At 67.7% G+C, this 26,490-nt stretch carries 22 protein-coding genes and 1 tRNA gene; 6 read left to right on the forward strand and 17 right to left on the reverse strand.

The features are described from left to right. Nucleotide 1: 1 nt before the first annotated feature. The gene (locus QSJ30_RS06480) at nucleotides 2-1,684 is read right to left on the reverse strand and encodes an aspartate:alanine exchanger family transporter (protein WP_285607621.1); all 1,683 of its coding nucleotides are present in this window, start codon (nucleotides 1,682-1,684) and stop codon (nucleotides 2-4) included. 31 nt (nucleotides 1,685-1,715) lie between these two features. Then, nucleotides 1,716-2,750: a cysteine desulfurase family protein gene (locus QSJ30_RS06485; RefSeq protein WP_285607622.1), complete on the reverse strand. Its 1,035-nt coding sequence runs from the start codon at nucleotides 2,748-2,750 to the stop codon at nucleotides 1,716-1,718. Nucleotides 2,751-2,772: 22 nt separating this feature from the next. Here QSJ30_RS06485 and QSJ30_RS06490 point away from each other — a divergent pair, with 22 nt between their 5' ends. Further along, entirely contained in the window at nucleotides 2,773-3,684 is a 912-nt protein-coding gene (locus QSJ30_RS06490; RefSeq protein ID WP_285607623.1) for a 5'-nucleotidase, read from the forward strand. Nucleotides 3,685-3,691: 7 nt separating this feature from the next. Here the strand turns inward: QSJ30_RS06490 and QSJ30_RS06495 are convergent, their stop codons facing one another. Continuing rightward, nucleotides 3,692-4,300, reverse strand: coding sequence for a YajG family lipoprotein (locus QSJ30_RS06495; protein ID WP_285607624.1), 609 nt, complete (start codon nucleotides 4,298-4,300; stop codon nucleotides 3,692-3,694). A gap of 109 nt (nucleotides 4,301-4,409) precedes the next feature. Here QSJ30_RS06495 and ftcD point away from each other — a divergent pair, with 109 nt between their 5' ends. After that, nucleotides 4,410-6,257, forward strand: a complete 1,848-nt coding sequence (gene ftcD, locus QSJ30_RS06500; RefSeq protein WP_285607625.1) for a glutamate formimidoyltransferase — start codon at nucleotides 4,410-4,412, stop codon at nucleotides 6,255-6,257. A 48-nt stretch (nucleotides 6,258-6,305) separates the two neighbouring features. On the opposite strand, the gene QSJ30_RS06505 is transcribed toward ftcD, so the two are convergent. After that, nucleotides 6,306-6,989, reverse strand: coding sequence for a hypothetical protein (locus QSJ30_RS06505; protein ID WP_285607626.1), 684 nt, complete (start codon nucleotides 6,987-6,989; stop codon nucleotides 6,306-6,308). Between the two features lie 292 nt (nucleotides 6,990-7,281). Here QSJ30_RS06505 and QSJ30_RS06510 point away from each other — a divergent pair, with 292 nt between their 5' ends. Beyond that, complete coding sequence (locus tag QSJ30_RS06510) at nucleotides 7,282-8,181, forward strand: RluA family pseudouridine synthase (RefSeq protein WP_285607627.1); 900 nt, start codon at nucleotides 7,282-7,284, stop codon at nucleotides 8,179-8,181. Here the strand turns inward: QSJ30_RS06510 and QSJ30_RS06515 are convergent. The 9 genes from QSJ30_RS06515 to mltG form a co-directional block, all read right to left on the reverse strand. Continuing rightward, nucleotides 8,178-9,809 (reverse strand): ABC-F family ATP-binding cassette domain-containing protein, encoded by a 1,632-nt coding sequence (locus QSJ30_RS06515; protein ID WP_285607628.1) that lies wholly within the window; start codon nucleotides 9,807-9,809, stop codon nucleotides 8,178-8,180. The two genes, QSJ30_RS06510 and QSJ30_RS06515, sit on opposite strands and share 4 nt — an antisense overlap. Nucleotides 9,810-9,965: 156 nt before the next feature. Beyond that, the gene (locus QSJ30_RS06520) at nucleotides 9,966-11,816 is read right to left on the reverse strand and encodes a mechanosensitive ion channel domain-containing protein (protein ID WP_285607629.1); all 1,851 of its coding nucleotides are present in this window, start codon (nucleotides 11,814-11,816) and stop codon (nucleotides 9,966-9,968) included. Between the two features lie 100 nt (nucleotides 11,817-11,916). After that, nucleotides 11,917-12,102 (reverse strand): hypothetical protein, encoded by a 186-nt coding sequence (locus QSJ30_RS06525; RefSeq protein ID WP_285607630.1) that lies wholly within the window; start codon nucleotides 12,100-12,102, stop codon nucleotides 11,917-11,919. Between the two features lie 82 nt (nucleotides 12,103-12,184). After that, nucleotides 12,185-13,081, reverse strand: coding sequence for a proline dehydrogenase family protein (locus tag QSJ30_RS06530; RefSeq protein ID WP_285607631.1), 897 nt, complete (start codon nucleotides 13,079-13,081; stop codon nucleotides 12,185-12,187). 165 nt (nucleotides 13,082-13,246) lie between these two features. Further along, nucleotides 13,247-13,323 (reverse strand) — tRNA-Lys (locus QSJ30_RS06535). 62 nt (nucleotides 13,324-13,385) lie between these two features. Beyond that, entirely contained in the window at nucleotides 13,386-14,375 is a 990-nt protein-coding gene (gene trpS, locus QSJ30_RS06540; protein ID WP_285607633.1) for a tryptophan--tRNA ligase, read from the reverse strand. 24 nt (nucleotides 14,376-14,399) lie between these two features. Beyond that, nucleotides 14,400-15,149 carry a site-2 protease family protein gene (locus tag QSJ30_RS06545; protein WP_285607636.1) on the reverse strand — a complete coding sequence of 250 codons (750 nt, stop codon included), beginning with the start codon at nucleotides 15,147-15,149 and terminating at the stop codon, nucleotides 14,400-14,402. Between the two features lie 37 nt (nucleotides 15,150-15,186). Continuing rightward, nucleotides 15,187-15,966, reverse strand: coding sequence for a TlyA family RNA methyltransferase (locus tag QSJ30_RS06550; RefSeq protein ID WP_285607638.1), 780 nt, complete (start codon nucleotides 15,964-15,966; stop codon nucleotides 15,187-15,189). Then, nucleotides 15,959-16,975, reverse strand: coding sequence for an endolytic transglycosylase MltG (gene mltG, locus QSJ30_RS06555; RefSeq protein WP_285607640.1), 1,017 nt, complete (start codon nucleotides 16,973-16,975; stop codon nucleotides 15,959-15,961). The genes QSJ30_RS06550 and mltG overlap by 8 nt, the downstream gene beginning before the upstream one ends. Before the next feature lie 47 nt (nucleotides 16,976-17,022). On the opposite strand from mltG, the gene QSJ30_RS06560 reads away from it, so the two are divergent. Next, the gene (locus QSJ30_RS06560) at nucleotides 17,023-18,453 is read left to right on the forward strand and encodes an APC family permease (protein WP_285607642.1); all 1,431 of its coding nucleotides are present in this window, start codon (nucleotides 17,023-17,025) and stop codon (nucleotides 18,451-18,453) included. Beyond that, the gene (locus tag QSJ30_RS06565) at nucleotides 18,450-19,571 is read left to right on the forward strand and encodes a saccharopine dehydrogenase family protein (RefSeq protein ID WP_285607644.1); all 1,122 of its coding nucleotides are present in this window, start codon (nucleotides 18,450-18,452) and stop codon (nucleotides 19,569-19,571) included. Before QSJ30_RS06560 ends, QSJ30_RS06565 begins: the two co-directional genes overlap by 4 nt. Here the strand turns inward: QSJ30_RS06565 and rapZ are convergent, their stop codons facing one another. Together rapZ and secA are read right to left on the reverse strand one after the other, a co-directional pair. After that, entirely contained in the window at nucleotides 19,572-20,423 is an 852-nt protein-coding gene (gene rapZ, locus QSJ30_RS06570) for an RNase adapter RapZ (RefSeq protein ID WP_285607646.1), read from the reverse strand. Nucleotides 20,424-20,521: 98 nt separating this feature from the next. Further along, nucleotides 20,522-23,140, reverse strand: coding sequence for a preprotein translocase subunit SecA (gene secA, locus QSJ30_RS06575; protein WP_285607648.1), 2,619 nt, complete (start codon nucleotides 23,138-23,140; stop codon nucleotides 20,522-20,524). A gap of 139 nt (nucleotides 23,141-23,279) precedes the next feature. On the opposite strand from secA, the gene ndk reads away from it, so the two are divergent. Further along, the gene (gene ndk / locus QSJ30_RS06580) at nucleotides 23,280-23,699 is read left to right on the forward strand and encodes a nucleoside-diphosphate kinase (protein WP_285607650.1); all 420 of its coding nucleotides are present in this window, start codon (nucleotides 23,280-23,282) and stop codon (nucleotides 23,697-23,699) included. 74 nt (nucleotides 23,700-23,773) lie between these two features. Here ndk and QSJ30_RS06585 read toward each other — a convergent pair whose 3' ends face one another. After that, complete coding sequence (locus QSJ30_RS06585) at nucleotides 23,774-24,247, reverse strand: hypothetical protein (protein WP_285607652.1); 474 nt, start codon at nucleotides 24,245-24,247, stop codon at nucleotides 23,774-23,776. A gap of 312 nt (nucleotides 24,248-24,559) precedes the next feature. Continuing rightward, nucleotides 24,560-26,401: a proline--tRNA ligase gene (gene proS / locus QSJ30_RS06590; protein ID WP_285607653.1), complete on the reverse strand. Its 1,842-nt coding sequence runs from the start codon at nucleotides 26,399-26,401 to the stop codon at nucleotides 24,560-24,562. Nucleotides 26,402-26,490 lie beyond the last annotated feature (89 nt).

Raw genomic sequence — 26,490 nt, forward strand, 5'->3', positions numbered from 1 at the left:
GCTATCGGATCAGCGCCAGCAGCACCTGGGCCAGGACGATCTTGAGGATGGTCGCCAGAGGGTAGACCGTGGCGAAGCCCATGTTGGGCAGCTCGTTGCCGGTGTGGTGGCTGGCGTAGCCCAGCACCACGGGCTGGGTGTGGGTGCCCGCCAGGATGCCAAACATGATGTTGAGCGGGATGCCGAACAGCTTATGGCCCAGCAGCATGGTCAGGGAATCCGCCACGAAGCAGACGAGGAGCGCCGCCCCGAGGAAGAGGGGCAGGACCCCGGCGTTCTGGGACACGATGGCCCGGAAGCCCTCGCCGGAGATCACGCCGATGCCCGCGGCGAACAGCACTAGGCCGAACTGGCGGACCGTATGGTTGGCGCTGTAGGGGAAGTTCCAGACCAGCGGCCCGATGCGGTGGAACCGGCCGAGGATCAGCGCCACGGCCAGGGGCCCGCCCGCAAAGCCCAGCTTGAAGACGATGCCGTGCCCCAGCGGGATCGGCAGCTGCCCGAGCGCCAGGCCCGCGGCCAGGCCCATGGCGAAGGTGAGGAAGCTCACCTCGCTGATGGCGCGGTAGCTGTCCCCGAAGAAGGCCTCGACGGCCTCGATGTTGTCGCGGCGCGTGGTCACCCGCACCCGGTCGCCCAGCTCCAGCACCGTGTCGCCGGATGGGACGAACCAGAGGTCCCCGCGGCGGACGCGGGTGATGATGGCCTGGTGCTTGTTCACCAGGTCCAGCTTGCCGAGGGGCACGCCCACCACCTCCCAGTTGGAGACGAAGATCCGAGTGGCATCCAGGGCGCTCTGGTCCCGGTCCAGCTCCACGTGGCTGCGCTCGCCGACGAGGGCTGCCACCTGGACGAGATCGTCCGGCGATCCCACCACCGTCACCAGGTCGTCCAGCTTCAGTCTGAAGTCAGGCCCCGGCAGGAGCAGCTCCGCCTTGCGTAGCACCCGCCCGAAGACCACCTGGAAGCGGCCGGCGGCGCGGATCTCCCGCTTCGTCAGGGACTCCGCTTCGGACCTCGTCACCCGCATGGTCCAGACTTCCAGCTTGTGGTGGCCCACCTGGTAGTCCTTGAGGCCGTCCGCCTCTTCTCGCAGGTTCACGCGAAAGACTTTCGAACTGACCAGGATGACCAGCATGGGCACCAGCACACCGATGGGATAGGCGATGGCGGAAGCCACGGTGGGCTGGGCCAGCTCCACGGGTCCGGCGCCCATGGACTTCACGCGCTCGATGACGCCCGCCAGGGCCGGCATGTTGGTGAAGCTGCCCGTCAAAAGGCCCGCCGCATAGCGGGCGTTGAAGCCCATGACCCGCGCCAGCAGCACCACGAAGCACGTGGAGGCGAGCATCACCAGGAAGACCACGGCGTTCTTCTTCATGCCCTCCCGGCTGAAGGCGGCCCAGAAGCTGTGGGAGATGGAGAGGCCCATGGCGTAGACGAACACCGCCAGGCCCAGCTCGTAGACCAGCTTCATCTCCTTGGAGATATCCTTCTTGAGACCGGCGTCCAGGCCCGGCGCCATGACCAGCGCGCCCAGGGCGATGCCCGCGAAGAGGATGCTGGCGATGCCGAAGGAGGCGCCGGCGATGCGGAGCTTGCTGATGGGGTAGCCCAGGGCCACCACGGCGAAGAGCATCAGGAGCGGGTTCTGCGCGAAGAAGAAGAGGGTCTGCTCGATCATGCTCGCTCCGCCAGAGGGCCTTCCCAGGGGCTCATGTCAACCGCCGGATGGCCGCCGCCAGGGCCTCCACCTCGTCGGGCCGCGCGTCCGGGAGCATCGAGAAGCGAAGCACCGACCGCGCGTCGTCCGAACTATACCCCAAGGTCAAGATTGCATGACTGGGCTTCACCGCCCCGCTGTGGCAGGCGCTGCCCGTGCTCACGGCAAAGCCGGCGAGGTCCAGGGCCACCTGCAGGGCCTCGCCGTTGCGGCCCCGGAACAGCACACAGCTTGTATTCGGCAGACGGGTCGACTCTTGGCCGATGATCTCGATGTCTCGTCCCCAGGAGGTGATTTCCGCCTCGAAGGCATCGCGAACCGAGGCCAATGCGGCATTCATGGCTTGACGCTCCGTCAAGTGCCGCGCCGCCGCCGCCAGACCGAGGATGGCCGGGAGGTCCTCCGTGCCGCCCCGGCGGCGGCGCTCCTGGGGGCCTTCCATGACGGGCTCCCAGGGCAGGCCTGGCCGCAACCACAGCAGGGCCGCGCCCCGGGGACCCCCCATCTTGTGGCCGCTGAACACCGCGGCATCGCAGTCCGACAGGTCTACGGGTACCTTGCCCCAGGCCTGGCAGCAGTCCTTGATGCGAACGGCATCCAGGGCGGAGGGCATGGCGTAGAGGATGCCCGTCTCGTTGCTGGCGGCCAGCTGCACCACCGTGGCGCAGTCCATCGGGATCTCCGGTAGCCAGCTCACGCGCGACCAGTCCCGCAGGGGATTCAGGCAGGCGCTGTGCTCCCCGGGGAACACCGCCGCCGGCCGGTCCCCCAGGGCCGCGTGGAGGCCGCGAATGAGCAGGTGCAGGGCCTCCGTGGCGCTGGCACAGAACACCAGCTCCCCCGCCGCCACCTCCAGTGAGGCCGCCAGCTCCCGCCGGGCCTCCTCGAGGCGGAACCGCGCCCGCTGCCCCTCCCGGTGGGTGCTGGTGGGGTTGGCCCAGTCCTCGGCCATGGCCCGCCGCACCGCCTCCATGACCTCGGGATGGGGCGGCGTGGTGGCGTTGGCGTCGAAGTAGAGCCTGGACATGACATCAATGTACCCTGGGCCCATGCCCAAATCCCTGGAAGGCAAGCTCGTCGTCGCCATCTCCTCCCGCGCTCTGTTCGATTTCGAAGAGGAGAACCGGGTCTTCGAGGAGTCGGATGACCGGGCCTACATGGAGCTCCAGCTCTCGCGGCTGGACGTGCCCGCCCAGCCCGGCGTGGCTTACCCGCTGGTGAAGAAGCTGCTGGCCTTCAACTCGGGAGACGAAAACCGCGTCGCTGTGGTGATCCTTTCCCGCAATGACCCCGTGAGCGGCTTGCGGGTCTTCCGCAGCGCCCAGGAATCGAACCTCCAGCTGGAGCGCGGCGTCTTCACCCGGGGCCGGAATCCCTATCCGTACCTCACGTCCCTGGGGGCGAACCTGTTCCTGTCCGCCAAGGAAGAGGACGTGCGCGCAGCCCTGAACGCTGGCTTTGCGGCGGCGCGGGTCTACCCGGACAGCGCCATGGCCGCGGACCGCCACCCGGACGAGATCCGCATCGCCTTCGACGGCGACGCCGTGCTGTTCAGCGACGAGGCGGAGCGCGTCTACGCCCAGGGTGGCCTGGCCGCCTTCCAGGCCCACGAGATCGAGCGGGCCGCCGTCCCCCTGCCCCCCGGGCCGTTCAAGCCCCTGCTCCAGGCCCTGCAGCCGCTCCAGGACATGGGCACGGACGCCCCCATGCGCATCCGCACCGCCCTCGTCACGGCCCGCAGCGCCCCCGCCCATGAGCGCGCCATCCGCACGCTCATGGCCTGGAACATCCAGGTGGACGAGGCCATGTTCCTGGGGGGCCTGGAGAAGGCTGACTTCCTCCGCGAATTCGAACCCGACTTCTTCTTCGATGACCAGACCGGCTACTGCGACACCGCCGCCAAGGTGGGGCCGACCGGGCATGTGGTGAGCGGCGTGAAGAACGAGGCCGCCAAGGGCTGACGCGGGTTCAGGCGCCTTCCGCCGCCTTGGCGAGGGCCGCGTGGAACTCCGCCTTGCCCATGAGCTTCCGGACGGCGCCCGGCAGGGCCTGCTCGTAGGCCTGCTTCACGTTGCCGCCTCCGAATACCCCAGCCGAATGCTGGAAGGTGTCCATGAAGGTGTCCGTGTACAGCTCCTTCCCCTGGGCATCCTTGACGCGCACCACGAGGCTCACCTCGGCTTTGCTGTCGCCGGAGAAGAACCCGGAGTTGTAGCGGTGGACGAAGGCCAACAGCTCGATCCGGAGAGGCACCTTCCCGCCCTCGAGGCCGTAGCCCCGGGCCCGCAGCTCGGCCTCGATCGCGCGCTTCACCAGGGCCGGAATGTCCTCATCGTTGAGGATGGGGGCCATCTCGGACCCGAACCCGTTGATCTTCCGGGCCACCTCCCGGCCCTGGCTCGACCTCAGGTCCCGGACCTCCACCTTCACCTGGATGGCTTCGGCCCCCTTGATCTTCTCGACCGCAGCGGGCGCCGGGTAGTCGATGTGGATGGTCTCCGTGGTGAGGGCGCATCCGGACGCGGCCAGCAGGCAGGCAGCCGCCACACCACCCGTGAACTTCAAGAGCGAAGGCATGACTCCTCCTTGTGGGAAACCTGCCCGGATTATATATCTACGGGTCAATAAACCTGCCACCCCGCATCAAAGGCGCGCCACTGCTAGACTTGGAGGTTCCGGAGGAATCATGTCCCGCAGGCTGGTGGAGTGCGTGCCGAACATCTCGGAAGGCCGGGATGCCATGAAGATCAAGCAGGTGGTGGACGCCATCAGCGCCGTCTCCGGGGTGCAGGTATTGGATGTGGATCCCGGCGCGGACACGAACCGCACGGTCATCACCTTCGTGGGCGAGCCCGAGGCCGTGCTGGCGGGCGCCTTCGCGTGCATCGCCGAGGCCGCCAAGGTCATCGACATGCGCCAGCACCACGGAGCCCACCCCCGCATGGGCGCCACGGACGTGACGCCCTTCGTGCCCGTGGAGGGCGTGACCATGGAAGACTGCGCGGAGCTGGCCCGCCGCCTGGGCGCCCGTGTCGCCGCGGAGCTGGCCATCCCCGTCTACCTCTACGAAGCCGCCGCCTCCCGCCCCGAGCGCCGCAACCTGGCCGAAGTTCGACGGGGCGAGTACGAGGGCCTGGGGAAGAAGCTCCAGGATCCCGCCTGGCAACCCGATTTCGCCGCCCCCTACCATGCTCAAGCCGGAGCCTGCATCATCGGCGCCCGGGAGTTCCTGGTGGCTTACAACGTCACGCTGAACTCCAACGACAAGGCCCACGCCACGGACATCGCCTTCGAGCTGCGCGAGAAGGGCCGCGTGGCCCGGCGCGGCCGCGTGAAACCCTACTACCAGGCCGGCGAGCTGATCTACTACGCCGAAGGATCCTTCCCCTGCGGCAACTGCGACTTCACGGGCGTCACCTTCCAGGAGACGGTGGATCACTGCGCCTCCGTGCACGGCTACGACCTGCCGGCCCTCATGCGCCTGAACGATGTCGATCCCTCGAAGCCTGTGGGCGAGAAGGTCCGCCGCCGGGGTACCTTCAATCACTGCAAGGCCATCGGCTGGTACGTGGACACCTACCGCCGCGCCCAGATCAGCGTGAACCTCACGGACTACAAGCAGACCGCCCCCCACACGGTGCTGGAGGAGGCCCGTCGCCTGGCCGCCGAGCGCGGCCTGGTGGTCACGGGCAGCGAGATCGTGGGCCTGGTGCCCTTCCAGTGCCTGCTCGCCTCGGGCCGGCACTACCTGAAGGCCATGGGCAAGTCCACGGGCGTGCCCACCGCCGACATCCTCCAGACCGCCGTGTTCTCCATGGGCCTCGGCGATGTGGCGCCCTTCGAGGTGGAGAAGAAGGTGCTGGGCCTGCCCACTTACGATCCGAAGGCCCTGGTCGCCATGCCGGTCCACGCCTTCACGGACGAGGTCAGTCGCGACACGCCCGCCCCCGGCGGCGGCTCCATCGCGGCCCTGGCGGGCAGCCAGGGCGCGGCCCTGGCCAGCATGGTGGCCAACCTGGCCCAGGGCGGCCCGGATGCGGAGAAGGACGCCAAGCTTATCGCCCTGGCGGAGAAGGCCCAAGTCCTCAAGGACCGCCTCATGGTGGCCGTGGACGCGGACACCAACGCCTTCAACGCCTTCATGGATGCCCGCCGCCTGCCGGACGCCACCCCTGAGCAGAAGACCGCCCGCCAGGCCGCCATGCAGGCCGGCCTGAAGGTGGCCATCGACGTGCCCCTGGACACGGCGAAGACCAGCTTCGAGGCCCTGGAGCTGGCCGGCGAGGCCGCCCGCCTGGGCAAGGTGGCCTCCATCACGGATGCGGCCGTGGGCGCCCAGATGGCCTACGCCGGCGTGCGCGGCGGCATCTGGAACGTGGTCATCAACCTCAAGGACATCACGGACGCCGCGTACGTCGCCGACATGCAGGCGGAGTGCGCCAGCTTGCTGGCGCAAGCTGGCGCGGCATTGAAAGAAGTGACGGATCACGTGGATCAGAAGCTTTTGGACCGACTGAACAAGGCGAAAAAGTAACCGTCTCTCTCATCCGAGTAGGACATCCCTGGCGAAGCCGGGGGTGTTCTACTCCGCCATCCAGAAGAACAGCGCCGTCATGCGTTTGGTGGCCAGGTCGTGGCCGAAGTAGCTGGTGGCGGAGTGCACCAGGTCGGCGCGGTAGAGCAGCAGGCGGTTGAAGACGTTGGGCACGGACACATCCGGGTGCCAGGCCTGCAGCGGCAGCCCCGTGACGCCCAGGGCCTCGCGCAGGTTGGCGTGGGGTGGTGGGCAGAGGTTCCCGCTGCGGGTCCCGTTGGGGTAGCGCAGCCGGTAGAAGGTCGTGCCCGCGTTTGCGGGGGCCCGTGGCGTGAGGTAGATCACGGCGGCGTAGCGGCAGAGCTTCCGGGAGTCCGTGTGGGGGCGGGGGCCGGATTCCCTGGCGCCCACCACCTGCACCACATTGTGGTTGAGGTAGGCGCCATCGGGCGCGGTCTCCGACCACAGCCGCTTCGCCCCCGTCAGCTCGCACACCCGGGTCTCGATGGGGGCCAATTCCTCGGGTGTCAGAGCCTGTCGTGAGCGCATGCCCGGCCAGGTTTCCCGGGTATGCGGAAAGCCCAGTTCCCAGACCTCCAAGGCCCGGAAGCGCGCCACCACGGCCTCCGCGTCCGGCAGGATCCCGTCGATGATCCAGTAGTCCCGTCCTTCAGTGGGCTTCCGGTACGGGAGCGACGGGAGGCGCGGGCTGGCCGGCGGGGGCATGGACATGGAGCTGACTCCGGAGGGGAAGCACCCAGCCTACCCTGGACACAAAAAAGGGGGGCCTTGCGACCCCCCCACTCCCCCCCCCCGGGGAGAGTATGTGTGAACATCTACCATGTAGCCCGCTGCCGGGCACCGTGTCCACCCCTTCGGTTCTCGAATGCCGAAACTTGAGGAGTGGTGCCAGAAAAATAATGGATTGATTTTGTCAATATTCCCCGGCCCTGCTCTGACGGCCAGGGCCGGGGAACTCCGGGGATAATGAAAGCCCGGTGGATCCGGAAGGGACGGCGACCGCATGGGGATCAACCAGGGCTATGTCCACCGGGAACAGGTCGGGATCGAGGGGTTTGGCTGCACCCTGCTGGCCCACCTGGCCGCCCGGCATCCCCTGGCAAGCCAGGACTTGTGGCGGGCCCGGATCCTGGACGGCCAGGTGCGCCTCGACGAGGCCCCCGCCGTTCCTGAAGCACCTCTGCGCCTGGGCCAATGGATCACCTGGGCCCGCCCTCCCTGGATCGAGCCGGAGGTTCCCCTTGCCACGGCCGTGCTGTATGAAGACGAGGACCTGCTGGCCGTGGCCAAGCCCAGCGGCCTGCCCACCCTCCCGGGAGGCGGGGAATTCCTGGAGCACACCCTCCTCGCCCTGGTGCGGCGCCGGGCCCCGGAAGCCAGCCCCATGCACCGCCTGGGCCGGGGCACCTCAGGCCTGGTGCTGTTCGCCCGCACGACCGCCGCGCGGAAGCCTCTCCAGGCCGTGTTCCAGGAGCGCCAAACCCGCAAGGTCTACCGCACCTTGTGCCAGGGCCACCCGACCGGGGATGCCTTCGAGGTCACGGCGCCCATCGGGGAGGTGCCCTACGGGCCCCTGGGATCGCTCCATGCCGCCACTCCCGGGGGACGCCCGTCCCTGAGTCGCGTCACCGTTCTGGAGCGGAGGGAGAAGGCCTCCCTGCTGGAGGTGGAGATCCTCACGGGCCGCCCCCACCAGATCCGCATCCATCTGGCGTACGCGGGACACCCCCTGGCGGGCGACCCGCTCTACGGGCCAGGTGGAATCCCGATGCCCGGAACCTGCGCGGTGCCCGGGGACCCAGGTTATCTGCTGCATGCTCATAGGTTGGAACTGAGCCACCCGCGCAGCGGGGCCTGGCTCACCCTCACCTGCCAGCCACCACCGGCGCTGCGCCCAACTTAGTTGTGCACGCCCGGGGCCTCGCGGCCCATGCGCTCGACGTATTCGAGGTAGGAGCCGCCGAAGGCCATGGGGCCGTCGTGTTCCTCGCCACCCAGCTCCAGCACCCGGTTGGCCAGGCCGCGCAGGAAGGTGCGGTCGTGGGACACGAAGAGCATGGTGCCCTCGAAGTCCTTCAGGGCGTCGATGAGCATCTCCTTGGTGGCCAGGTCCAGGTGGTTCGTGGGCTCGTCCAGCACCAGGAAGTTGGGCGGATCGAAGAGCATGCGGGCCATCACCAGCCGGGATTTCTCGCCGCCCGAGAGCGCGCGGATGCGCTTGTCCACGTCGTCGCCGGAGAACTGGAAGGCGCCCAGGAGGTTGCGCAGGACGCCCAGGCCCTCCATGGGGAAGTCCTGCTGCATCTGCTCGATCACGGTCAGGTCGGGATCCAGGAGGTCCAGGGCCTGCTGGGAGAAGTAGCCCAGCTTGAGGCTGGCGCCCAGCTTCACGTTCCCCGAATCCGGCTGGATGGCGCCGGAGATCATCTTCAGCAGGGTGGACTTGCCGGCGCCGTTCTTGCCCATGACGCACCACCGCTCGCCGCGGCGGATGTGCAGGGCGAACTGGTCGTACAGCTTCCGCTTGCCGTAGGCCTTGCAGACCCCCTCCAGCATGGCCACGTCATCGCCGGACCGGCCCGGGATGCGGAAGTCCCACTTCACCACGCGCCGCTTCTTGGGCGGCTCGATGCGTTCGATCTTGTCCAGGGCCTTGACGCGGCTCTGCACCTGGGCGGCCTTGGCGGCATGGGCGGAGAACCGCTCGATGAAGCGCTGCTCCTTGGCCAGCTTGGCCTGCTGGCGGGCGTAGGCGGCTTCCTGGTTGGCCTCCCGCTGCTCGCGTTCCTTCACGTAGAAATCGTAGTTGCCCGAGTAGGTGACAATGTCTCCCCCATCGATCTCCAGCACCTTGGTCACCACCCGATTCATGAAGTCCCGGTCGTGGCTGGTCATCAGGAGGGTCGCGGGCACGGCCTTGAGGAAGGCCTCCAGCCAGAGGATGGACTCGATGTCCAGGTGGTTGGTGGGCTCGTCCATGAGCAGGACGTCGAAGTTCCCCAGCAGCACCTTGGCCATGGAGACGCGCATCTTCCAGCCGCCGGAGAGGGCGCCCACATCGCCGTCGATCTGCTCATCCTCGAAGCCGAGGCCGTGCAGGCAGGCCCGTGCCCGGGCCTCCAGCTCATAGCCGCCCAGGTGCTGGTATTCCTCCTGGACATGGCCGAAGCGCTCCAGGATGGCCTCCAGCTCGTCGCCGCGGTCGGGATCGGACATGGCGTGTTCCAGGTCCAGCAGCTCGTGGTGCAGGTCGCCCAGGCGGCCGCTGCCGGCGATGGCCTCGTCCAGCACGGGCCGGCCCGCCATCTCGTCCACCTCCTGGCGGAAGTAGCCCAGGGTGAGCTTCTTCGGCAGGGTGACGGAGCCCTCGTCCGGCGATTCCTCGCCCATGATCATGCGGAAGAGCGTGGACTTGCCGGCCCCGTTCGGGCCCACCAGGCCCACCTTCTCGCCGGGATTGAGCTGGAAATCCGCCTCGATGAACAGGACCTGCTTGCCGTACTGCTTGCTGACGTTCGAGAACGAGATCATGGGAATCCGATGCGCAGAGTGGGGCGCCCGGCGAGCCTGGGCGGCGGAAGATCCAGAGACAGGGGATCGAGGTCGCGAAAAGCAGGATCCTCAAGCCTACGGTGCCTCCAGGGTACCACAGGGGCCCGGTCGCGCCCGGAGGCTCTGCCCGGCGGGTCAGGCCGGGGCGCCCCCCCGTGGACCGTGCATCAGCTCGACCACCGCCTGGTTCAGCCGGAGCCGCGTCTCGTGGCGCTCGAAGGCCCGGGTGATGTAGCGGGCCCGGATCTCCACGCCGTTCATGGTGGGCACCACATTCAGGCCCGGGGCGGCGGAGAAAGCCTGCACGCGGTAGCGTGCCGTAGCGCGCTTCCACTCCTGTTCCGCCAGGCGGGCGTTGGCCTCGGTCTGCTGCTCCACCAGCTTCTGGACGCCATCAATGATGGGATAGGGGTCCTGGCCGGGCGGAATCATGACTCGCAGCTCGTCCCACATCCACTGGCCCGAGGTGGAGAAGTTGAAGAAGTGCCCCTCGATGGCGAAGTTGTTCACGAAGGCCACGCGGCGTCCCGTGGGGTGGCCCGCGTCGCTCCAGCTGCCCGTCTCCAGCACCACCGTGCGCAGCAGGCCGATCTCCACCACCTCGCCGCCCACGCCGCGGATCTCCACCCAGTCGCCCACGCGGATGCCGTTGCGGCCCATGAGGATGAACCAGCCGAAGAAGGCCACGATGAAGTCCTTGAGCGCCACGGTGAGGCCCGCGCCCGCCAGGCCCAGCACGGTCGTGATCTGCCCAGGCATGCCGAAGATCACGAAGCCGATGGCCAGGGCGCACAGCACCTGGACGCCGAGCTTCACCACGGTCCGCAGGGTTCCAGAACCCTTCTTGTCGCCCGCAGCCGCTCGGTGGAAGAGATGATCGATGGCCAGGCCCGCCAGATAGGCCGCCGCCACCAGGCCCAGCACCCACAGGAGGCGCGAGAGCAGAGTATGGAGGGCGGTGTTCCGCTGGACATCGGCGATGCCCATCCAGGTGGCGTACACCTCTGCCAGTTCCTGCTGGTCGAGGATGCGCCGGTTCATGCTGGCGAGCCGCTGCTGCACATCGCCATAGCGCTTCAGATAGGAGACAGCATCCTTCGCCTGCTCCCGTCCGGCGTCCGCACCTCCTCCTGCGGCCCCTTTCACCAGGCTGGAAGCCCAGAATCTGGCGGCTTCCCGGTCTTCTTTCTCCTTGTTGGCCTGGGCCTCGATGGTGGCTCGCCGTTGCGACAGAGCCTGGACTTTGACCTGGGCGGCCTGACGGGCCTGGACCAGACGGGCCAGCTTGCCCCGCTGCCCCCGCCATTCACTGAGGCGGGCCAGGAGGCTCCCGGCCGGGAAGGCGGAAGCGGGACGCCCCGATGCGATGATCTGGGCAGATTCCTTGTCGCCGGCCTCGAAGGCCTCCTTCAATCTGCGGATCCGGGCCTGGGGATCGCCTCCGGCCCGAGCCAGGTCGTCAGAGGCCGCCTCCAGTTCATCGCGATCCAGTTCCAGCTGGGCCTTTGCGACGTCCAGCTGATCCTCCAGTGGCGCCTTCTGGGACTCCCGCGCGGCCGCGAGCTGCTTGGCCAGGCGATCGATGGTCTGCTGATCGGCCTCGAAGGTGGCCAGGGCCTTGGCCTTCAGATCGGCCAGCTCTTTAAGTTCGGGCGTCTGCTGAACCTGGGCGCTGGCCACCCGCCGAAGCGCGGCGGCGAAGGCCAGGTCCACTTCATGGTTGGCCAGACGCTCGGCCTGCCGGGCGAGCTGCTGTTCCTCCGGCGTCGTGGCCAGGGTCAGGAGCGTTCTCGCGGTGAGGAGGGGGCTCTGGTCCACCACCCACTCGCGCACAGGGGCCGCGCGGCGCGGCCCCTTCTTCTTCGCGGCGGTCCCCTCCTCGGACTGCACCACCGCGGGCTGTTCGCGGGTCAACATCCAGCCGGCGACGGCCGCCCCACAGAGGAGCAGCAGGATGACCGCAGGGATGAATGGACGGAGTTTCATCCCGTCCAGACAACCATGAACCGGGCCGGAACGCAAAAACCCCGGGACCAGGTCCCGGGGTTTTCACTGTCCGGCCGGAAATGGCGCCGGGAATGGGCCTTCAGCTCTTCTTGGGGGCGGTGTCCTTCTTCTTGCTGCAGTCAGCGCAATCCTTGCAGGAAGCGGCCTTGTTCTTTTCGCAGCAGGCCATCCCGCAGCCCTTCTTGGGCTCGGCCTTCTTCTCCTCGGCGGCGAAGCCCACCAGGGCGAAGGAGCTCACCAGAGCCAGCGCCAGCATCTTCTTCATGAAAGTCTCCGACATCGGGGGACACGGCCCCACGGGAAGCACCTTAGCCTCCCCCGGGGCCCTCCCGAAACACTTTATTTGGTCAATGGCCGAACAGGTTCTTCAGCACCATGGCGGCCATGGCGGGATTGGCCCCCAGGCGGCGTTTCATGTAGGCCACGGCGTACTTCCAGTTCTCGGCGAAGGGGACGTAGAGGCGCATGATCTGGCCGCGCTTGACGATCTCCTGCTGGAGGTCCGCCCGGGGCACGCCCATCAGCATCTGGAATTCGTAGGCGTCCTTCGCCACGCCCTTCTTGTCCAGGTGATCGATGCAGCGCCGGATGAGGGGCTCGTCGTGGGTGGCGATCTCGGGATAGTGGCCGTGGTCCAGCAGCAGCTGCACGTACTCGAACAGCTTCTCCTTCATGTCGCGCTTGTCCTGCAGCGCCACTTCCGCGGGCTCCCGGTAGATGCCGATGCAGATGCGGACCTTGCAGGGCTTGAGGTGGAGGGCCTTGATGTCCTCGGCGGTCCGGAAGAGGCGGCTCTGCAGCACGATCCCGAAGTTGTCGAACTCGTTCCGGATGGCCTTGAACATGCGCAGGGTGACATCCGTGAAGTGCCGGTCCTCCATGTCCAGCGTGATGTGGACCCCGTGGACGGCGGCCGCGGCCACGATGCGGCGGAGGTTGTCCTGGCAGTAGGTCTCGCTCTCGTTGATGCCCAGCTGCGTGGGCTTGAGGCTGATGCTGGCGTGGGGACGTTCCTTCACCGCCTCGATCATCCGGAAGTAGACCTGGACCGTGGCCTCCACGTCCTCCCGCTTGAAGACCTCCTCGCCCAGCAGGTCCAGCGTCGAGTAGAGCCCGCTCTTGGCGTGGATCTCGTCCACCTTGGCCACGCCGCTGGCGATGCCCTTGCCCGCGCAGTACGGCGCGGCGAAGGTCCGGACGAGTGCGTCCGGCATGAGGTCGAGAACAATGCGTTTCAGATCCACGGTGTTCCTCCCGTCGTTCCTGCGTTTCCCGGCCCATCCGCGGGGATTGGGCGGCCCTTCAAATATAGCGGTCCTGGCCTGTCCTGAAGCCGGGCGGGTGCGGAGATGTGACCGGGGAGACACAACGAAAAAGCCCGCAGACTTTGGATCTGCGGGCTTCTGGTCTGGTGGTCCCTCCCGGACTCGAACCGGGGACCCTCTGATTAAGAGTCAGATGCTCTAACCAACTGAGCTAAGGGACCACGAGCAAAAGAAAGTCTACCAGGACTGCATGGGAACGCAAGAGCCGGTTCCCCACCCGTTCCTAGAGGGCGGGCATCTTCATGGCCCGCCGGACGTCCACCATGGTTTCCGCGGCCACGGCCCGTGCCCGGGCGCTGCCATCCTGCAGCACCGCCTCGATGGCCGCGGGGTGGGCCAGGTGGGCCTCGATCTTCTCCCGCAGGGGCTCGATCCGCTGGATCATGGCCTGCGCCACGCGCTTCTTGCAGTCGAAGCAGCCGATGCCGGCGCGCCGGCACTCGGTGTCCACCAGCTGCACCGTGGCGTCATCGCTGAAGAGCTTGTGGAAGTCCATGACCGGGCAGATGTCCGGGTTGCCGGGATCGGTCTTGCGGACCCGGGCGGGGTCTGAGGCCATCTGGCGCGTGCACTTCTCGAGGATCACGTCGTTGGTGTCCCGCAGGTAGATGCAGTTCCCGTAGCTCTTGGACATCTTGCGCCCGTCGAGCCCAGGCACCTTGGGCGTCTTGGTGAGCACGGCCTCGGGCTCCGGGAAGACCTCCTCCTTGTAGAGGAAGTTGAAGCGGCGGAGCACCTCGCGGGCGAGCTCTATGTGGAAGAGCTGGTCTTCGCCCACAGGCACCTTGTGGGCCTTGTAGAGGATGATGTCCGCGGTCATCAGCAGGGGGTAGCCCAGGAATCCGTAGCTGCCGAGGTCGGCCACGGCGTTCTGCAGCTTCTCCTTGTACGTGGGCACCCGCTCCAGCCAGGTCAGCGGCGTCACCATGGACAGCAGCAGGTGCAGCTCCGCGTGCTCCTTCACCAGGCTCTGCACGAAGATGGTCGCCTTCTCCGGATCGAGGCCCGCCGCCAGATAGGTGGCGGTGAGCTCCAGCGTGGCCGGCCAGATCTCCTCGACGGACTCGTACTTCGAGGTGAGGGCGTGCCAGTCCGCGATCATGTAGAAGGCCTCGCCCTGCCCCTGCAGCCGCGTGAAGTTGTCCAGGGCTCCCACCAGGTGGCCGATGTGCTGGGAGCCCGAGGGCTGGATGCCGGAAAGGATGCGTTGCATGGAAACTCCGATGGGGCGCGGGGATCAGAAGTGGAGGACGAGGCGGGCGATGAGCTCAATGCCGTAGAACAGCAGGCCGAACACCGGCCCCAGGACGTAGCCCAGGAGGCCCGTGAGGGCCAGCACGATGAGGATGCCGCCCATCCAGGGCTGGACCCGGTCGAACTTCGGCAGCCAGCGCCAGGGCAGGAAGCCCCTCAGGATGCCGGCCCCATCGAGAGGCCCCATGGGCAGCAGGTTGAAGAGGGCGAGGCCCAGGTTGATCAGTACCAGACGGCCCAGGAGCGCCAGGAACAGCGTGGCGGTGGTGCCGAGCTGGAGGACCTGCAGGCTCTCCACCTTCGCGGCCAAGAGGGCCCGGGCGAAGACCCGGAACTCCATGTCGGGGACAGGGACCACGGCCTTCACAACCAGGAACATGATCCCGAGGAAGATCAGGGCCTGGATCAGGTTCGAGAGGGGGCCCGCGCTGGCCACGAAGGCGTAGCCCACCCGCTGGGTGAACCGGCGGGTCAGCTTGCGGGGATCCACCGGCACGGGCTTGGCCCAGCCGATGAAGGGGAAACCCGTGGCCATACCCAGGATGGGAAATATGAAGGTGCCCAGCAGATCCATATGGGCGAGCGGGTTCAGGGTCATCCGGCCCAGCCGTGCCGCCGTGTCGTCTTCGAGCCAGTAGGCCATGGAAGCATGGCTGGCCTCATGCACGCTCAGGCTGAACAAGAGGGCCACGTAGCTGACGAGGATGGTGGGGATGGAGATGCTGTCGAACACCCGGGCTCCGGTAATCCCCCAGTGTACAGGCTGGGGCTCAGAGCCCCAAAGCCGCGAGGGCGGGCCCCAGGGTTCCGCTCGAAGCCCCCAGGCCCAGCCGCAGCAGGAACTCGACGTTGCCTTCGCCGCCCTTGATGGGGCTCTCCGCCAGATCCAGGGGGCGCAGGTCCGTGCCTGCGAAGAAGGTCCAGGCCTCCACCAGCACGCGGCGGTGCACGGCCGGGTCGCGCACGATGCCGCCGGGGCCCACGTCGTCGCGGCCCGCCTCGAACTGGGGCTTCACCAGCAGCACCGCCTCCGCGCCGGGCTCCAGGCTCGGTAGCACTGGCGGGATGGCCAGGCGGAGGGAGATGAAGCTGAGGTCGGCCACCAGCAGGCTGCAGCGCTCGGGAATGGCGGCCGGATCCCAGGTGCGGAGGTTCACCTGCTCCATGGAGACTACCCGGGCGTCTGTCCGCAGTTTCCAGTGCAGCTGGTTGGTGCCCACATCCACGGCATAGACCCTGGCCGCGCCCCGCTGGAGCAGGCAGTCGGTGAAGCCGCCGGTGCTGGAGCCCGCGTCGAAGCAGGTCCGCCCTGTGGGATCGATGCCCCAGCGGTCCAGGGCCCCGGCCAGCTTCAGGCCGCCCCGGCTCACGAAGGGCAGCGCCTCCCCCCGCAGGCGGATGGGGGCCGCCTCGTCCACGGCCGTGCCCGCCTTGGTGACCGGGCGATCGTTCACCAGCACGTCCCCCGCCAGGATGCGCGCCTGGGCGCGGGCGCGGGTCTCGCACAGCCCGCGCTGCACGAGGAGCTGATCCAGCCGGACCTTAGCCACGGGCCGACTTCCGCTGCCGGGCGAGCTCCTTGCGGTAGAGCCCCACGTTCCGGTTGTGGTCCCGCAGGCTGGGGGCGAAGTTGTGGCCGCCCTGGCCCGTGGCCACGAAGTAGAGGTCCTTGCCGGAGAGGGGCGCCTTCGCCGCTTCGATGGCCGAGGGGCTGGGAACGGCGATGGGCGTGGGTGGCAGTCCCTTCACCGCGTAGGTGTTGAAGCGACTGGACCGGCGGATGTCCTCCGGCGTGGGCGCCGTGAACCGCAGGTCGCCGGCGATCCAGCGGGCGTAGAGGCTGGTGGGGTCGCACTGGAGGCGCATGCCGATCTTCAGGCGCTTCAGATAGACGCCCGCCACCCGCGGCTGCTCCTCCGGCAGCTTCGTCTCCTTCTCCACCAGGCTGGCCAGGACCAGAGTCTCGTAGGGTGGCAGCGCACCCCCCTCGAGCTTGGGCCGGACCTGGTTCCGGAAGGCCTCCACCAGCATGAGCATGATCTCCTCGGGCTCCAGGGCCCGGTGCAGCTTGTAGGTGGCCGGGGCCACGAGGCCCTCCAGGCTTTCTGCATCCTCGAAGCCGGCAGTCCGGGCCAGGCGCGGACTCTTCCAGAGGGTCCAGAAGACCTCCTCGGGCACGAAGTCCTTCAGGCGCTTCTGCACGGCCCAGGCGTGGGCCCCCTCGGGAATGGACACGGCGGTGTAGTGGATCTCCGCGCGCCGCAGCTTGCCGGCCACGTCCGACAGGCTGGCCCGGGACGTGAAGGTGTACTCGCCCCGGATGAGCTGGAGCTTCCGGGCCCGGGCCCAGAGCTTGAACAGTGAAGCCGATCGGATCACGCCATCCCGCTCCAGCTGATCGGCCATCTGGTTGATGCTGGTCCCCCGCTTCACGAGCACGGTGGCGTCCTGCCGGAGGGGCCCCTGCCCCTTCCAGGCCCACCAGCCACCCGCAGCCGGAGCCGCGGCCAGGATGAGGGTGGCCAGGAAGAACCTGAGGGAGATGGAAGATCGCGCCATGCCTCCAGGATGCCGTGATAGCGTGGATCCATCCACCCAAGGAACCTATGAGCGCACCTGGTTACCGCCGGCATGTCGGCCTGTTCTCCGCCACCATGCTCATCGCCGGTTCCATGATCGGCAGCGGCGTGTTTATCGTGGCCGCCGACATGATCCGCACGGGCGGCTCCGGAGGCTTCCTGCTGGCGGCCTGGGGCCTCACGGCGATCCTCACCCTCTTCGCGGCCCTGAGCTATGGCGAACTGGCCGGGATGTTCCCCCAGGCCGGGGGCCAGTACACCTACCTCCGCGAGACCTACGGCCCCGCCGTGGGCTTCCTCTATGGCTGGACCTTCTTCGTGGTGATCGAGTGCGGCACCATCGCCGCCGTGGCCGTGGGCTTCGGGAAGTACCTGGGCAGCTTCCTGCCGGCGGTCACGGATGCGGCCTGGATCGGGCCCCACCTGGACGTGCCGCTCATGAAGGTCACCCATGCCATCGGCGTCGGTCCCTACCACCTGGGGCTCACGCCCTCCCGGCTGTCCGGCATCGCGGTGGTGGTCCTGCTGAGCGCCGTGAACCTCTACGGCGTGCGGCTGGGTTCCCGCATCCAGGACCTCTTCACCGTGGCCAAGATCGGCGGCCTGGCGGCCCTGATCCTGCTGGGCCTGCTGCTGAAGCCCGCCGTCGCGCCCTCCCAGGCCCCCTTCATCGCCACAGACGGCGCCGCCCTGCCCTTCCTCACGGCCCTGCTGGTGGTGCAGACCGGGAGCCTGTTCTCGGCGGATGCCTGGAACGCCATCACCTTCATCGCCGGGGAGGTGAAGGAGCCGAAGCGGACCATCCCCTTCGCCCTGCTCATCGGCACGACCATGGTCTGCGGTCTCTACGTGCTGGCCAACGCGGCCTATCTGAAGGTGCTGGGGCCCTCGGGCATCGCCCACGCCCCCCAGGACCGCGTCGGCAGCGCCGCCCTCCAGGCCCTCCTGGGCAGCGGCGGCGGGCTCATCATGGCGGGCAGCATCCTGGTGTCCATGTTCGGCTGCCTCAACGGCCTGGTGCTGTCGGGCGCCCGGGTCTACCAGCGCATGGCGGAAGATGGCCTCTTCTACCCCCGCGCCGCCCTCCTCAACGAGCACGGCGTTCCGGGCTTCGGGCTCTGGATCCAGGCCCTGTGGACATGCCTCCTCACCCTCACGGGCACCTACGGGCAGCTGCTGGACTTCGTAATGCTGCCCACGATCCTTTTCTACGTCCTGGCCGTCGGCGGGATCTTCCTCCTCCGCTGGCGGCGGCCCGACCTGGAACGCCCCGTGAAGGTCTGGGGCTACCCCTTCGTTCCGGGGCTCTACCTCATCGGCGCCCTCGCCATCATCGGCGCCCTCTTCATCCACCGGCCCAGCTATTCCTGGCCCGGCCTGGCCCTGGTGGCCCTCGGCTGGCCCGTCTACCTCGCCGTGAAGCCCCGCGCCGCGGCCTCTGAAGGGAGTCTCCCATGACCCACGTCGTTGTTCTCGGAGCCGGCCGCGTCGGCGGCGCCATGGCCAAGGATCTGGCTCCGGACTTCAAGGTCACGGTGGCCGATCGTTCGGAGGATGCCCTGGCCCGCATGCGCGGCGCGGGACTGGCCACCCGGCCCGCCGACCTGGCTTCCCCCGATGGTGTGAAGGCCGCCGTGGCGGACGCGGACCTGGTCGTGGGCGCCGTGCCGGGCTTCATGGGCTTCGCCACCGCCAAGGCCGTGCTGGAGGCCGGGAAGGCCCTGGTGGACATCTCCTTCTTCGACGAGGACTGCTTCGAGCTGGATGCCCTGGCGAAGGCCCAACAGCTCACGGCCATCGTGGACTGCGGCATCGCTCCCGGCTGCGGGAACATCATCCTCGGCGACACCCTGCGGCAGTGGGACCACGTGGATTCCTTCGAGTGCCTGGTGGGTGGCCTGCCCGCCGTGCGAACCTGGCCCTACGAGTACAAGGCCGGCTTCAGCCCCATCGATGTCATCGAGGAGTACACCCGGCCCGCCCGCTACGTGAAGGATGGCCGCACGATCACAATGCCCGCCCTTTCCGAGCCGGAGCTGCTGAATTTCGAGGGTCTGGGCACCCTGGAGTCCTTCAACACAGACGGCCTCCGCAGCCTCATCCACACCTTCCCCCAGGTGCCGGACATGAAGGAGAAGACGCTCCGCTACCCCGGCCACATCGAGAAGATGCGGATGCTGCGGGAATCCGGGTTCTTCCGGAAGGAGAAGCTCCAGGTGGCTGGCGTGGAGATCAGCCCCCTGGACCTCACCACCGCCCTGCTCTTCCCCATGTGGTTCATGCAGGAGGGCGACGAGGACTTCACGGTCATGCGCGTCACCGTGACCGGCCTGAAGGATGGCCAGCGGGTGCGCCGGGAGCTGGATCTGCTCGATCGCTACGACCGTGCCACGAAGACCACCTCCATGGCGAGGACCACCGGCTACACCTGCACGGCCGCCGTGCGGCTGATGGCCAAGGGCGGCTACGCCCGCCAGGGCGTCAATCCGCCGGAATTCCTGGGCCAGGAGCCCGGAGCCTGGAGCTTCATCCGCGCGGAACTGGCGAAGCGCGGCGTGATCTTCACCGGGGAATGATCACCCGTTCAGCTCCCGGTGCCGCACGGTGAGGGCGGCCACATCGTGCCGGATCCGGTGGGCGAGCAACTCCACCAGGGCCACGGAGCGGTGCTGGCCGCCGGTGCACCCGATGGCGAGGGTGTGGTAGGCGCGGCCTTCCTGGCGCACCAGGGGCAGGGACCAGCGCAGCCAGGACTCCGCCCGCTCGAGGAACTCGCGGAACTCCGGGGACTCGAGCAGGTATTCCTGCACCGCCGAATCGCATCCCGTCAGCGGCTTCAGGGCCTCCACGTAGTAGGGGTTGGGCAGGAACCGGGCGTCCAGCACCACGTCCGCATCGGCCGGCACGCCCCGCTTGAACCCGAAGCTGAGCAGCCGCACGGCCGTGCTGCGCGTCGGCAGCTGAGGCACCAGGGCGGCGACGCGCTGGCGCAGGTCCGCCAGGCTCAGATCCGTTGTGTCGAGGATGGAGGTGGCCAGGGCCCGGATCGGGGCCAGCAGCTCCCGCTCCCGCTGGATGCCCTCCCCGGCGGAACCGAGCAGGGCGAAATGGTGGGGCCGCCGCGTCTCCGAGTAACGGCGCAACAGCGCGCTATCGTCTGCCTCCACGAAGACCACCTGCACCGGCACGTTACCGGCGCTGAGGCGCTCCAGCAGGGGGCCGAACTCGTGGGCGAAGTCCGCCTGGCGGCTGTCCATCCCCACCACCAAGCGCTCCCGGCCCGGCCGGAGCTTGGACTCCAGCTCGATCAGGGGCTCCAGGAGCCGGGGCGGAACGTTATCCAGGGCCGTGCAGCCGCTGTCTTCCAGCGCGCCCAGCACCGAGTGGCGGCCGGCGCCGGAGAGTCCCGTGACGACGATGAGTTCCATATCCAGAAACCGTAGCAGGGCCAGAGGGCCTGCCCAAGAAAATCGCAGGGGGCCGGCTGGCCCCCTGCGATTTTCTCAAGTCAAAGAGGTCGGAAAAATCAGTCCTCCAACCCACCCGCCGTGAACCGCAGCACGCGCTGGATGCCGTCGGGGGCGTTGCCCTGCTCATCGGGCCCCAGCTCGAAGGTGTCCGAGGGGCCCCGGAAGAGGTCCTCATCCGGCGTGTAGGCGGGCTGGGGTTCCACACGGTAGAGGTACGAGATGATCTCGTCCTCGTAGCCGAAGCGCATCTGCTCGAAGTACTCGTAGCTCTCGCGCTTGTACTCCACCAGCGGATCCTTCTGGCCGTAGCCGCGGAAGCCGATGGCCTCCTTGAGGTGGTCCATGACCAGCAGGTGGCGCTTCCAGGCGGCGTCGATGATCTGGAGGATGGACCAGCGCTCGTAGCTGCGCATGCCCTCGCCGCCCAGCCGCTCGTCCTTGCCTTCGTAGAACTTCTGCACCAGGACGGCCAGGGCCTCGCGGGCCTGCGCATAGGGCAGCTGGCCCACCGCATCCACCTCCTCGCCCGTCAGGGTGAAGAGCTGCTCCACGCGCTCGCGGAAACCCGCCAGGTCGCGCTCGCCCTTGTCGGGCAGGAAGTCGTTGCAGATGCCCTCGGCGATCTCACCGGCGACCCGCAGCACGTAATCCTTGGTGTTGCCCTTGAGGATCTCCGTGCGCAGCCCGTAGAAGAAGATGCGCTGCTTGTTCATCACATCGTCGTACTCGAGCAGGTGCTTGCGGATCTCGAAGTGGTGGGCCTCCACCCGCTTCTGGCTGCGCTCGATGGCCCGGGTGACCATGCCGGCCTCGATGGGCTCGTCGTCGTTCATGCCCATGGCGCCCATGAGGCTCTTGATCCGGTCGCCGCCGAAGATCCGCATCAGGTCGTCTTCGAGGGACAGGTAGAAGCGGCTGCTGCCGGGATCGCCCTGGCGGCCTGCGCGGCCGCGGAGCTGGTTGTCGATGCGCCGGCTCTCGTGCCGCTCGGTGCCAAGGATGTGCAGCCCACCGAGGCTGACCACCTCCTCATGCTCGGCCGCGGTCTGCTCCCGCATCTGCTCCACGAGGGCGGAGAACTCCGCCGTTTCGAAGCCCTCCTCGTCGTAGAGGGCGATGTCCTTCTTCTTGGCTTCCAGCCGGGCCATGCCCTCGGGATTGCCGCCCAGGATGATGTCGGTGCCGCGGCCCGCCATGTTGGTGGCGATGGTGACGGCGCTCTTGCGGCCCGCCTGGGCCACGATCTCGGCCTCACGCTCGTGGTGCTTGGCGTTCAGCACCACGTGGGGGATGCGGGCGGCCTTGAGGGCGTCGGCGAGATCCTCGCTGCTCTCGATGCTGGCGGTGCCCACCAGGACCGGCTGGCCCTTGGTGTGGAGCTCGCGGATCTCCTCGACGATGGCCTTCTTCTTCCCGCTGCGGGTGGCGTATACCGTGTCCGCGAAGTCCTTGCGGATCATCGGCATGTTCGTGGGAACGATGATCACGTCGAGCTTGTAGATGGAGTGCAGCTCTGTGGCCTCGGTCTCGGCCGTGCCGGTCATGCCGGCCAGCTTGCCGTACATGCGGAAGAAGTTCTGGAAGGTCACGGTGGCGAGGGTCTGGTTCTCGGCGTTGACCTCCACGCCCTCCTTGGCCTCGATGGCCTGGTGCAGGCCGTTGGACCAGCGGCGGCCCGGCATCAGGCGGCCCGTGAACTCGTCCACGATGACCACTTCCATGCCCTTGCCGTCCTCCTTGGGGCGGACCATGTAGTCCACGTCCAGGCGGTAGAGGTTGTGGGCCAGCAGGGCCTGGTTGAGGCCGTGCAGGGTCTCGATGCTGCCCGGATCGTAGAGGTTCGCCACGCCCAGCAGCTGCTCGGCGTGATGGATGCCCTCGTCGGTGAGCATCACCTGGCGGTCCTTCTCGTCCACCTTGTAGTGGACCTCGGCCTTGAGCTTGGGGACGATCGCGTCGATGCGGAAGTACTTGGAGGTGTCCTCCTCGCTGCTGCCCGCGATGATGAGCGGCGTGCGGGCCTCGTCGATGAGGATGGAGTCCACCTCGTCCACGATGGCGTAGTGGAAGCCCCGCTGGGTGAAGTCCTCCAGGTCCCACTTCATGTTGTCGCGGAGGTAGTCGAAGCCCAGCTCGTTGTTGGTGGCGTAGGTGATGTCGCAGCCGTAGGCGTCGCGGCGTTCCTGGTCGTCGAGGCCGTGCTGGATGACCCCGATGGTGAGGCCCAGCCAGGAGTAGAGGCGGCCCATCCACTCGGCGTCGCGGCGGGCCAGGTAGTCGTTCACGGTGACCAGGTGGGCGCCCTTGCCCGCCAGGGCGTTGAGGTACAGGGGCAGCGTGGCGGTCAGGGTCTTGCCCTCGCCCGTCCTCATCTCGGCCACCTTGCCCTCGTGGAGGACCATGCCGCCCACCAGCTGCACATCGAAGTGGCGCATCTTGAGGACGCGCTTGCTGGCTTCCCGCGCCACGGCGAAGGCCTCGGGCAGGATGTCTTCCAGGGTGGCCCCGTTGGCCAGCTTCTCCCTGAGATAAGGGGTCTTGGCCTTCAGCGCCTCATCGCTCAGGGCCGAGATCTCGGGCTCCAGGGCATTGATGAACTGGACCTTGGCCCACAGCCGCTTCAGCTCCCGGTCGTTCTTGGAACCGATGAGTTTCTTGAGGAGGTTGTCGATCATGGATCCGTCCAGTCGCGTAAACCGTTGATTGTAGCGTGATGAAGGACCAATTCCCAGTGGGGGTGCGGTCTCCCAAGCCTTCGTGGTTGCCCGACTTATCTATCCAGGGCACACTGATTGTTTGGATTCCGGAGAAACCATGACCCTTGAGCGCACCTTTGCCATCGTCAAGCCCGACGCCGTCAAGGACGGCCACATGGGAGAGATTCTCACCGCCATCGAGCAGAGCGGTCTCAAGATCGTCGGCCTGAAGCTGACCCGCCTCACCCCCGCCATCTGCCAGGGCTTCTACCACGAGCACGTGGGCAAGGGCTTCTACGCCGAACTGGAGGCCTTCATGACCGAGGGCCCCGTGGCCATCATGGTGCTGGAGGGCGAGAACGCCATCCTGCGCTGGCGCGACCTCATGGGCGCGACCAACCCCGCCAATGCCGCCGAAGGCACCCTCCGCAAGCGCTTTGGCGCCAGCATCGGCCGCAATGCCACGCACGGCAGCGACAAGCCCGAGAGCGCCAGGTTCGAAGTGGGCTACTTCTTCAACGCGTTCGAGCAGTTCTGACTCAGGGCGTAGTCCCCATGGAAATCGGCGCCGAACGGCGCCGATTTTCGTTTGAACGGACGATGGATGGAATCTCACCCTTCGGCCACCGCCTGCAGGGCGGCCTGGCAGAGCCGGCGCACGCCGGGCAGCAGGTCGGCGTTCTGCAGGCCCTTCTCATGGAGCCATTGGCCGCCGGTGGGGGGGGGCGGCAACAGGTCCTCCGGGGCCTTGGTGCGGAGCAGGTGGCTGAGGTAGAGGCGCTGCTGGCCTTCAAGCCCCTCCAGCCTCAGCAGCCAGGGGGTGGGCAGGCGGCTGGTGCGCTCGTCGAAGACCACGGGCAGAGTGGACTTGTCCACGAACCGGTAGGGCATGCCCCACCCCGCCTCGATCTGCGCGTTCAGCAGGGCGGTGGGCAGAAAGCCGGGCGACCAGGGGATCTGGGCGGGCATGAGCAGGCCGCGGTGGGGCGTATGGGGCGAGGGCACGAGCAGCACGAAGGGCGTCTGCTGGCCATGGACCAGCACGCCTTCGATGAAGGTCGTGAGGTGGATCCGGCCCTCGGCCATTAGGGCCTCCCTTCACATTGGATGGGAGCCGCGACGTCGGCCAGCCGCGCCTCTGGCAGATGTCTGTACGCCTCGCGTATCGCCTCCGGCGATACCGAGAAGGCGCCGGCCGCAGGGCGATGCGGGACATCGTTCAAGGCCGGCAACGCCGCCAGAGGTGCGGCTGGCCACGTCCCGGAGGGCAAGGGGCGGCGCCCGGCGCGATACTGCGTCGAACGCCTCGCCGATAGTGCCGCTATCGCCATCGTCGTTCTCCTTGTCTCGCTTGGGCGGCGCCCCTTGCGCGGCCGCACCCCAAGGTGAAGGGAGGCCCTAACGCCCTCCTGCGGTTTCCAGCTCCTGCATGATGCGGTCACGGGCCACGGAGACCTCGGCCACGGCGGCCTCGGGCTTGAGCTTGACGACCTCCTTGGTGCGGCGGTCGCGCAGCTCCACGATGCCGTCCTTCAGGCCCTTGGCGCCGACGGTCAGGCGCAGGGGGAAGCCCAGCAGGTCAGCATCCTTGAACTTGGCGCCGGGGCTCATGCCCTCGCGGTCGTCGTGCAGCACCTCGAAGCCGGCCTGCTCCAGGTCCTTCTCGACCTGCGCTGCCACGCCAGCCACCTCGGGGTTGGCCGGGTCGAGGCAGACGATGTGGATCTGGTAGGGCGCGATGGGCCAGGGCCAGATGATCCCGTCGGCGTCGTAGTTCTGCTCGACGGCGGCGGCCACGGTGCGGGTGATGCCGATGCCGTAGCAGCCCATCACCATGGGGTTCTCCTTGCCCTGCTCGTCGAGGAAGGTGCAGCCCATGCTCTTGGAATACTTCAGGCCCAGCTTGAAGACCTGGCCCACCTCGATGCCGCGGAAGGCCTGGTAGGTCCCCTTCCCGCAGCGCGTGCAGCTGTCACCCTCGGCCGCCATGCGGAGATCCGCATAGGTGCAGCCCGGAAGGTCACGGACCGGGTCCAGGCCGAAGTGGTGGTAGTCCGTGCGGTTCGCGCCGCAGGTGAGATTCACCGCGCCCTCGAGACTGCGGTCCACGAGGAAGGTCACATCCTTCAGCCCCACAGGGCCCATGAAGCCGCTCTTGGCGCCGGTGAAGGCCTCGGCCTCCTCCAAGGGCATCAGCTCCAGCTCGGCGGCACCCACGAAGTTCTTCACCTTGACCGGGTTCACCTCGTGGTCTCCGCGCAGAACGGCGCCCACCAGCTTCGTCGCCCCGTCCGCGAACGTGACGCGGTAGAGGAAGAACTTGCTGGTCTGCGTGATGGGCATGCCCTGGGGGTGGTCCGCGTCGATCATGCCCGCGGCCTGCTCGACCTGGCCGACGACACCCGGCGTACGGAAGTGGTCCCTCTTCAGCTCGAAGGCCTTCCCGTGATCTCCGGCAGGCAGCGCCGGCGCTTCCGTCTTCTCGATGTTGGAGGTGTAATCACACGCGTCACAGCTGAGGATGGCGTCCTCGCCGCTGCCGGCCAGCACATGGAACTCGTGGGTGAAGCTGCCGCCGATGGCGCCACTGTCGGCTTCCACCGGGCGGAACTTCACGCCCAGGCGGCTGAAGATCCGCTTGTAGGCGTTGAACATGGCCCAGTACTCGCGGTCGGCGCAGGCGTCATCCACATGGAAGGAGTAGCCGTCCTTCATGGTGAACTCGCGACCGCGCATGAGGCCGAAGCGGGGGCGGCGCTCGTCGCGGAACTTGTTCTGGATCTGGAAGAGGTTCATGGGCAGCTGCTTGTAGCTGCGCACATTCTTGCGGACGATGTCCGTGATCACCTCTTCGTGCGTGGGGCCCAGGCAGAAGTTGTAGAACTCCCGCTCGTCGGGCTTCTCCCCGCGGGCCCGGCGCTCGGCGACCTCGGCCTTGGCCTTGCGGTCGCAGAACCGGAGCAGCTCATCGCCGTAGAACTTCCAGCGGCCACTCTCCTGCCACAGCTCCGCCGGCAGCACCGCGGGCATCAGCAGCTCCTGACAGCCGTCCTTGGCCAGCTCCTCGCGGACAATCTCCTCGAACTTGCGGATGCTCCGGAAGGCCAGCGGCAGGTAGCTGTAGATGCCCGCGGCCACTTTCTGGATCATGCCGGCACGCATCATGAGCTGCTGGCTCACCACGTCGGCATCGCGCGGCGTTTCGCGCAGGGTCTGGATCAGGAGCTTCGACTGCTTCATGGGGGCCTCGAACCTTCGAGTCTATCTCAGGAAGGGGGGACCGCCTGCTCGCTTCGCTCGCGAAGTCCCCCCTTCGCCCCCCACGCGCA

Origin of the sequence: Geothrix edaphica (assembly GCF_030268045.1) — a bacterium.
Lineage (GTDB): Bacteria > Acidobacteriota > Holophagae > Holophagales > Holophagaceae > Geothrix > Geothrix edaphica.

Bases quoted from the DNA above. Each gene is read 5' to 3' on its own strand.
- QSJ30_RS06480 (WP_285607621.1), bottom strand. From the start codon at position 1,684: ATGATCGAGCAGACCCTCTTCTTCTTCGCGCAGAACCCGCTCCTGATG.
- QSJ30_RS06485 (WP_285607622.1), bottom strand. From the start codon at position 2,750: ATGTCCAGGCTCTACTTCGACGCCAACGCCACCACGCCGCCCCATCCC.
- QSJ30_RS06490 (WP_285607623.1), top strand. From the start codon at position 2,773: ATGCCCAAATCCCTGGAAGGCAAGCTCGTCGTCGCCATCTCCTCCCGC.
- QSJ30_RS06495 (WP_285607624.1), bottom strand. From the start codon at position 4,300: ATGCCTTCGCTCTTGAAGTTCACGGGTGGTGTGGCGGCTGCCTGCCTG.
- ftcD (WP_285607625.1), top strand. From the start codon at position 4,410: ATGTCCCGCAGGCTGGTGGAGTGCGTGCCGAACATCTCGGAAGGCCGG.
- QSJ30_RS06505 (WP_285607626.1), bottom strand. From the start codon at position 6,989: ATGTCCATGCCCCCGCCGGCCAGCCCGCGCCTCCCGTCGCTCCCGTAC.
- QSJ30_RS06510 (WP_285607627.1), top strand. From the start codon at position 7,282: ATGGGGATCAACCAGGGCTATGTCCACCGGGAACAGGTCGGGATCGAG.
- QSJ30_RS06515 (WP_285607628.1), bottom strand. From the start codon at position 9,809: ATGATCTCGTTCTCGAACGTCAGCAAGCAGTACGGCAAGCAGGTCCTG.
- QSJ30_RS06520 (WP_285607629.1), bottom strand. From the start codon at position 11,816: ATGAAACTCCGTCCATTCATCCCTGCGGTCATCCTGCTGCTCCTCTGT.
- QSJ30_RS06525 (WP_285607630.1), bottom strand. From the start codon at position 12,102: ATGAAGAAGATGCTGGCGCTGGCTCTGGTGAGCTCCTTCGCCCTGGTG.
- trpS (WP_285607633.1), bottom strand. From the start codon at position 14,375: ATGCAACGCATCCTTTCCGGCATCCAGCCCTCGGGCTCCCAGCACATC.
- mltG (WP_285607640.1), bottom strand. From the start codon at position 16,975: ATGGCGCGATCTTCCATCTCCCTCAGGTTCTTCCTGGCCACCCTCATC.
- QSJ30_RS06560 (WP_285607642.1), top strand. From the start codon at position 17,023: ATGAGCGCACCTGGTTACCGCCGGCATGTCGGCCTGTTCTCCGCCACC.
- QSJ30_RS06565 (WP_285607644.1), top strand. From the start codon at position 18,450: ATGACCCACGTCGTTGTTCTCGGAGCCGGCCGCGTCGGCGGCGCCATG.
- rapZ (WP_285607646.1), bottom strand. From the start codon at position 20,423: ATGGAACTCATCGTCGTCACGGGACTCTCCGGCGCCGGCCGCCACTCG.
- secA (WP_285607648.1), bottom strand. From the start codon at position 23,140: ATGATCGACAACCTCCTCAAGAAACTCATCGGTTCCAAGAACGACCGG.
- ndk (WP_285607650.1), top strand. From the start codon at position 23,280: ATGACCCTTGAGCGCACCTTTGCCATCGTCAAGCCCGACGCCGTCAAG.
- QSJ30_RS06585 (WP_285607652.1), bottom strand. From the start codon at position 24,247: ATGGCCGAGGGCCGGATCCACCTCACGACCTTCATCGAAGGCGTGCTG.
- proS (WP_285607653.1), bottom strand. From the start codon at position 26,401: ATGAAGCAGTCGAAGCTCCTGATCCAGACCCTGCGCGAAACGCCGCGC.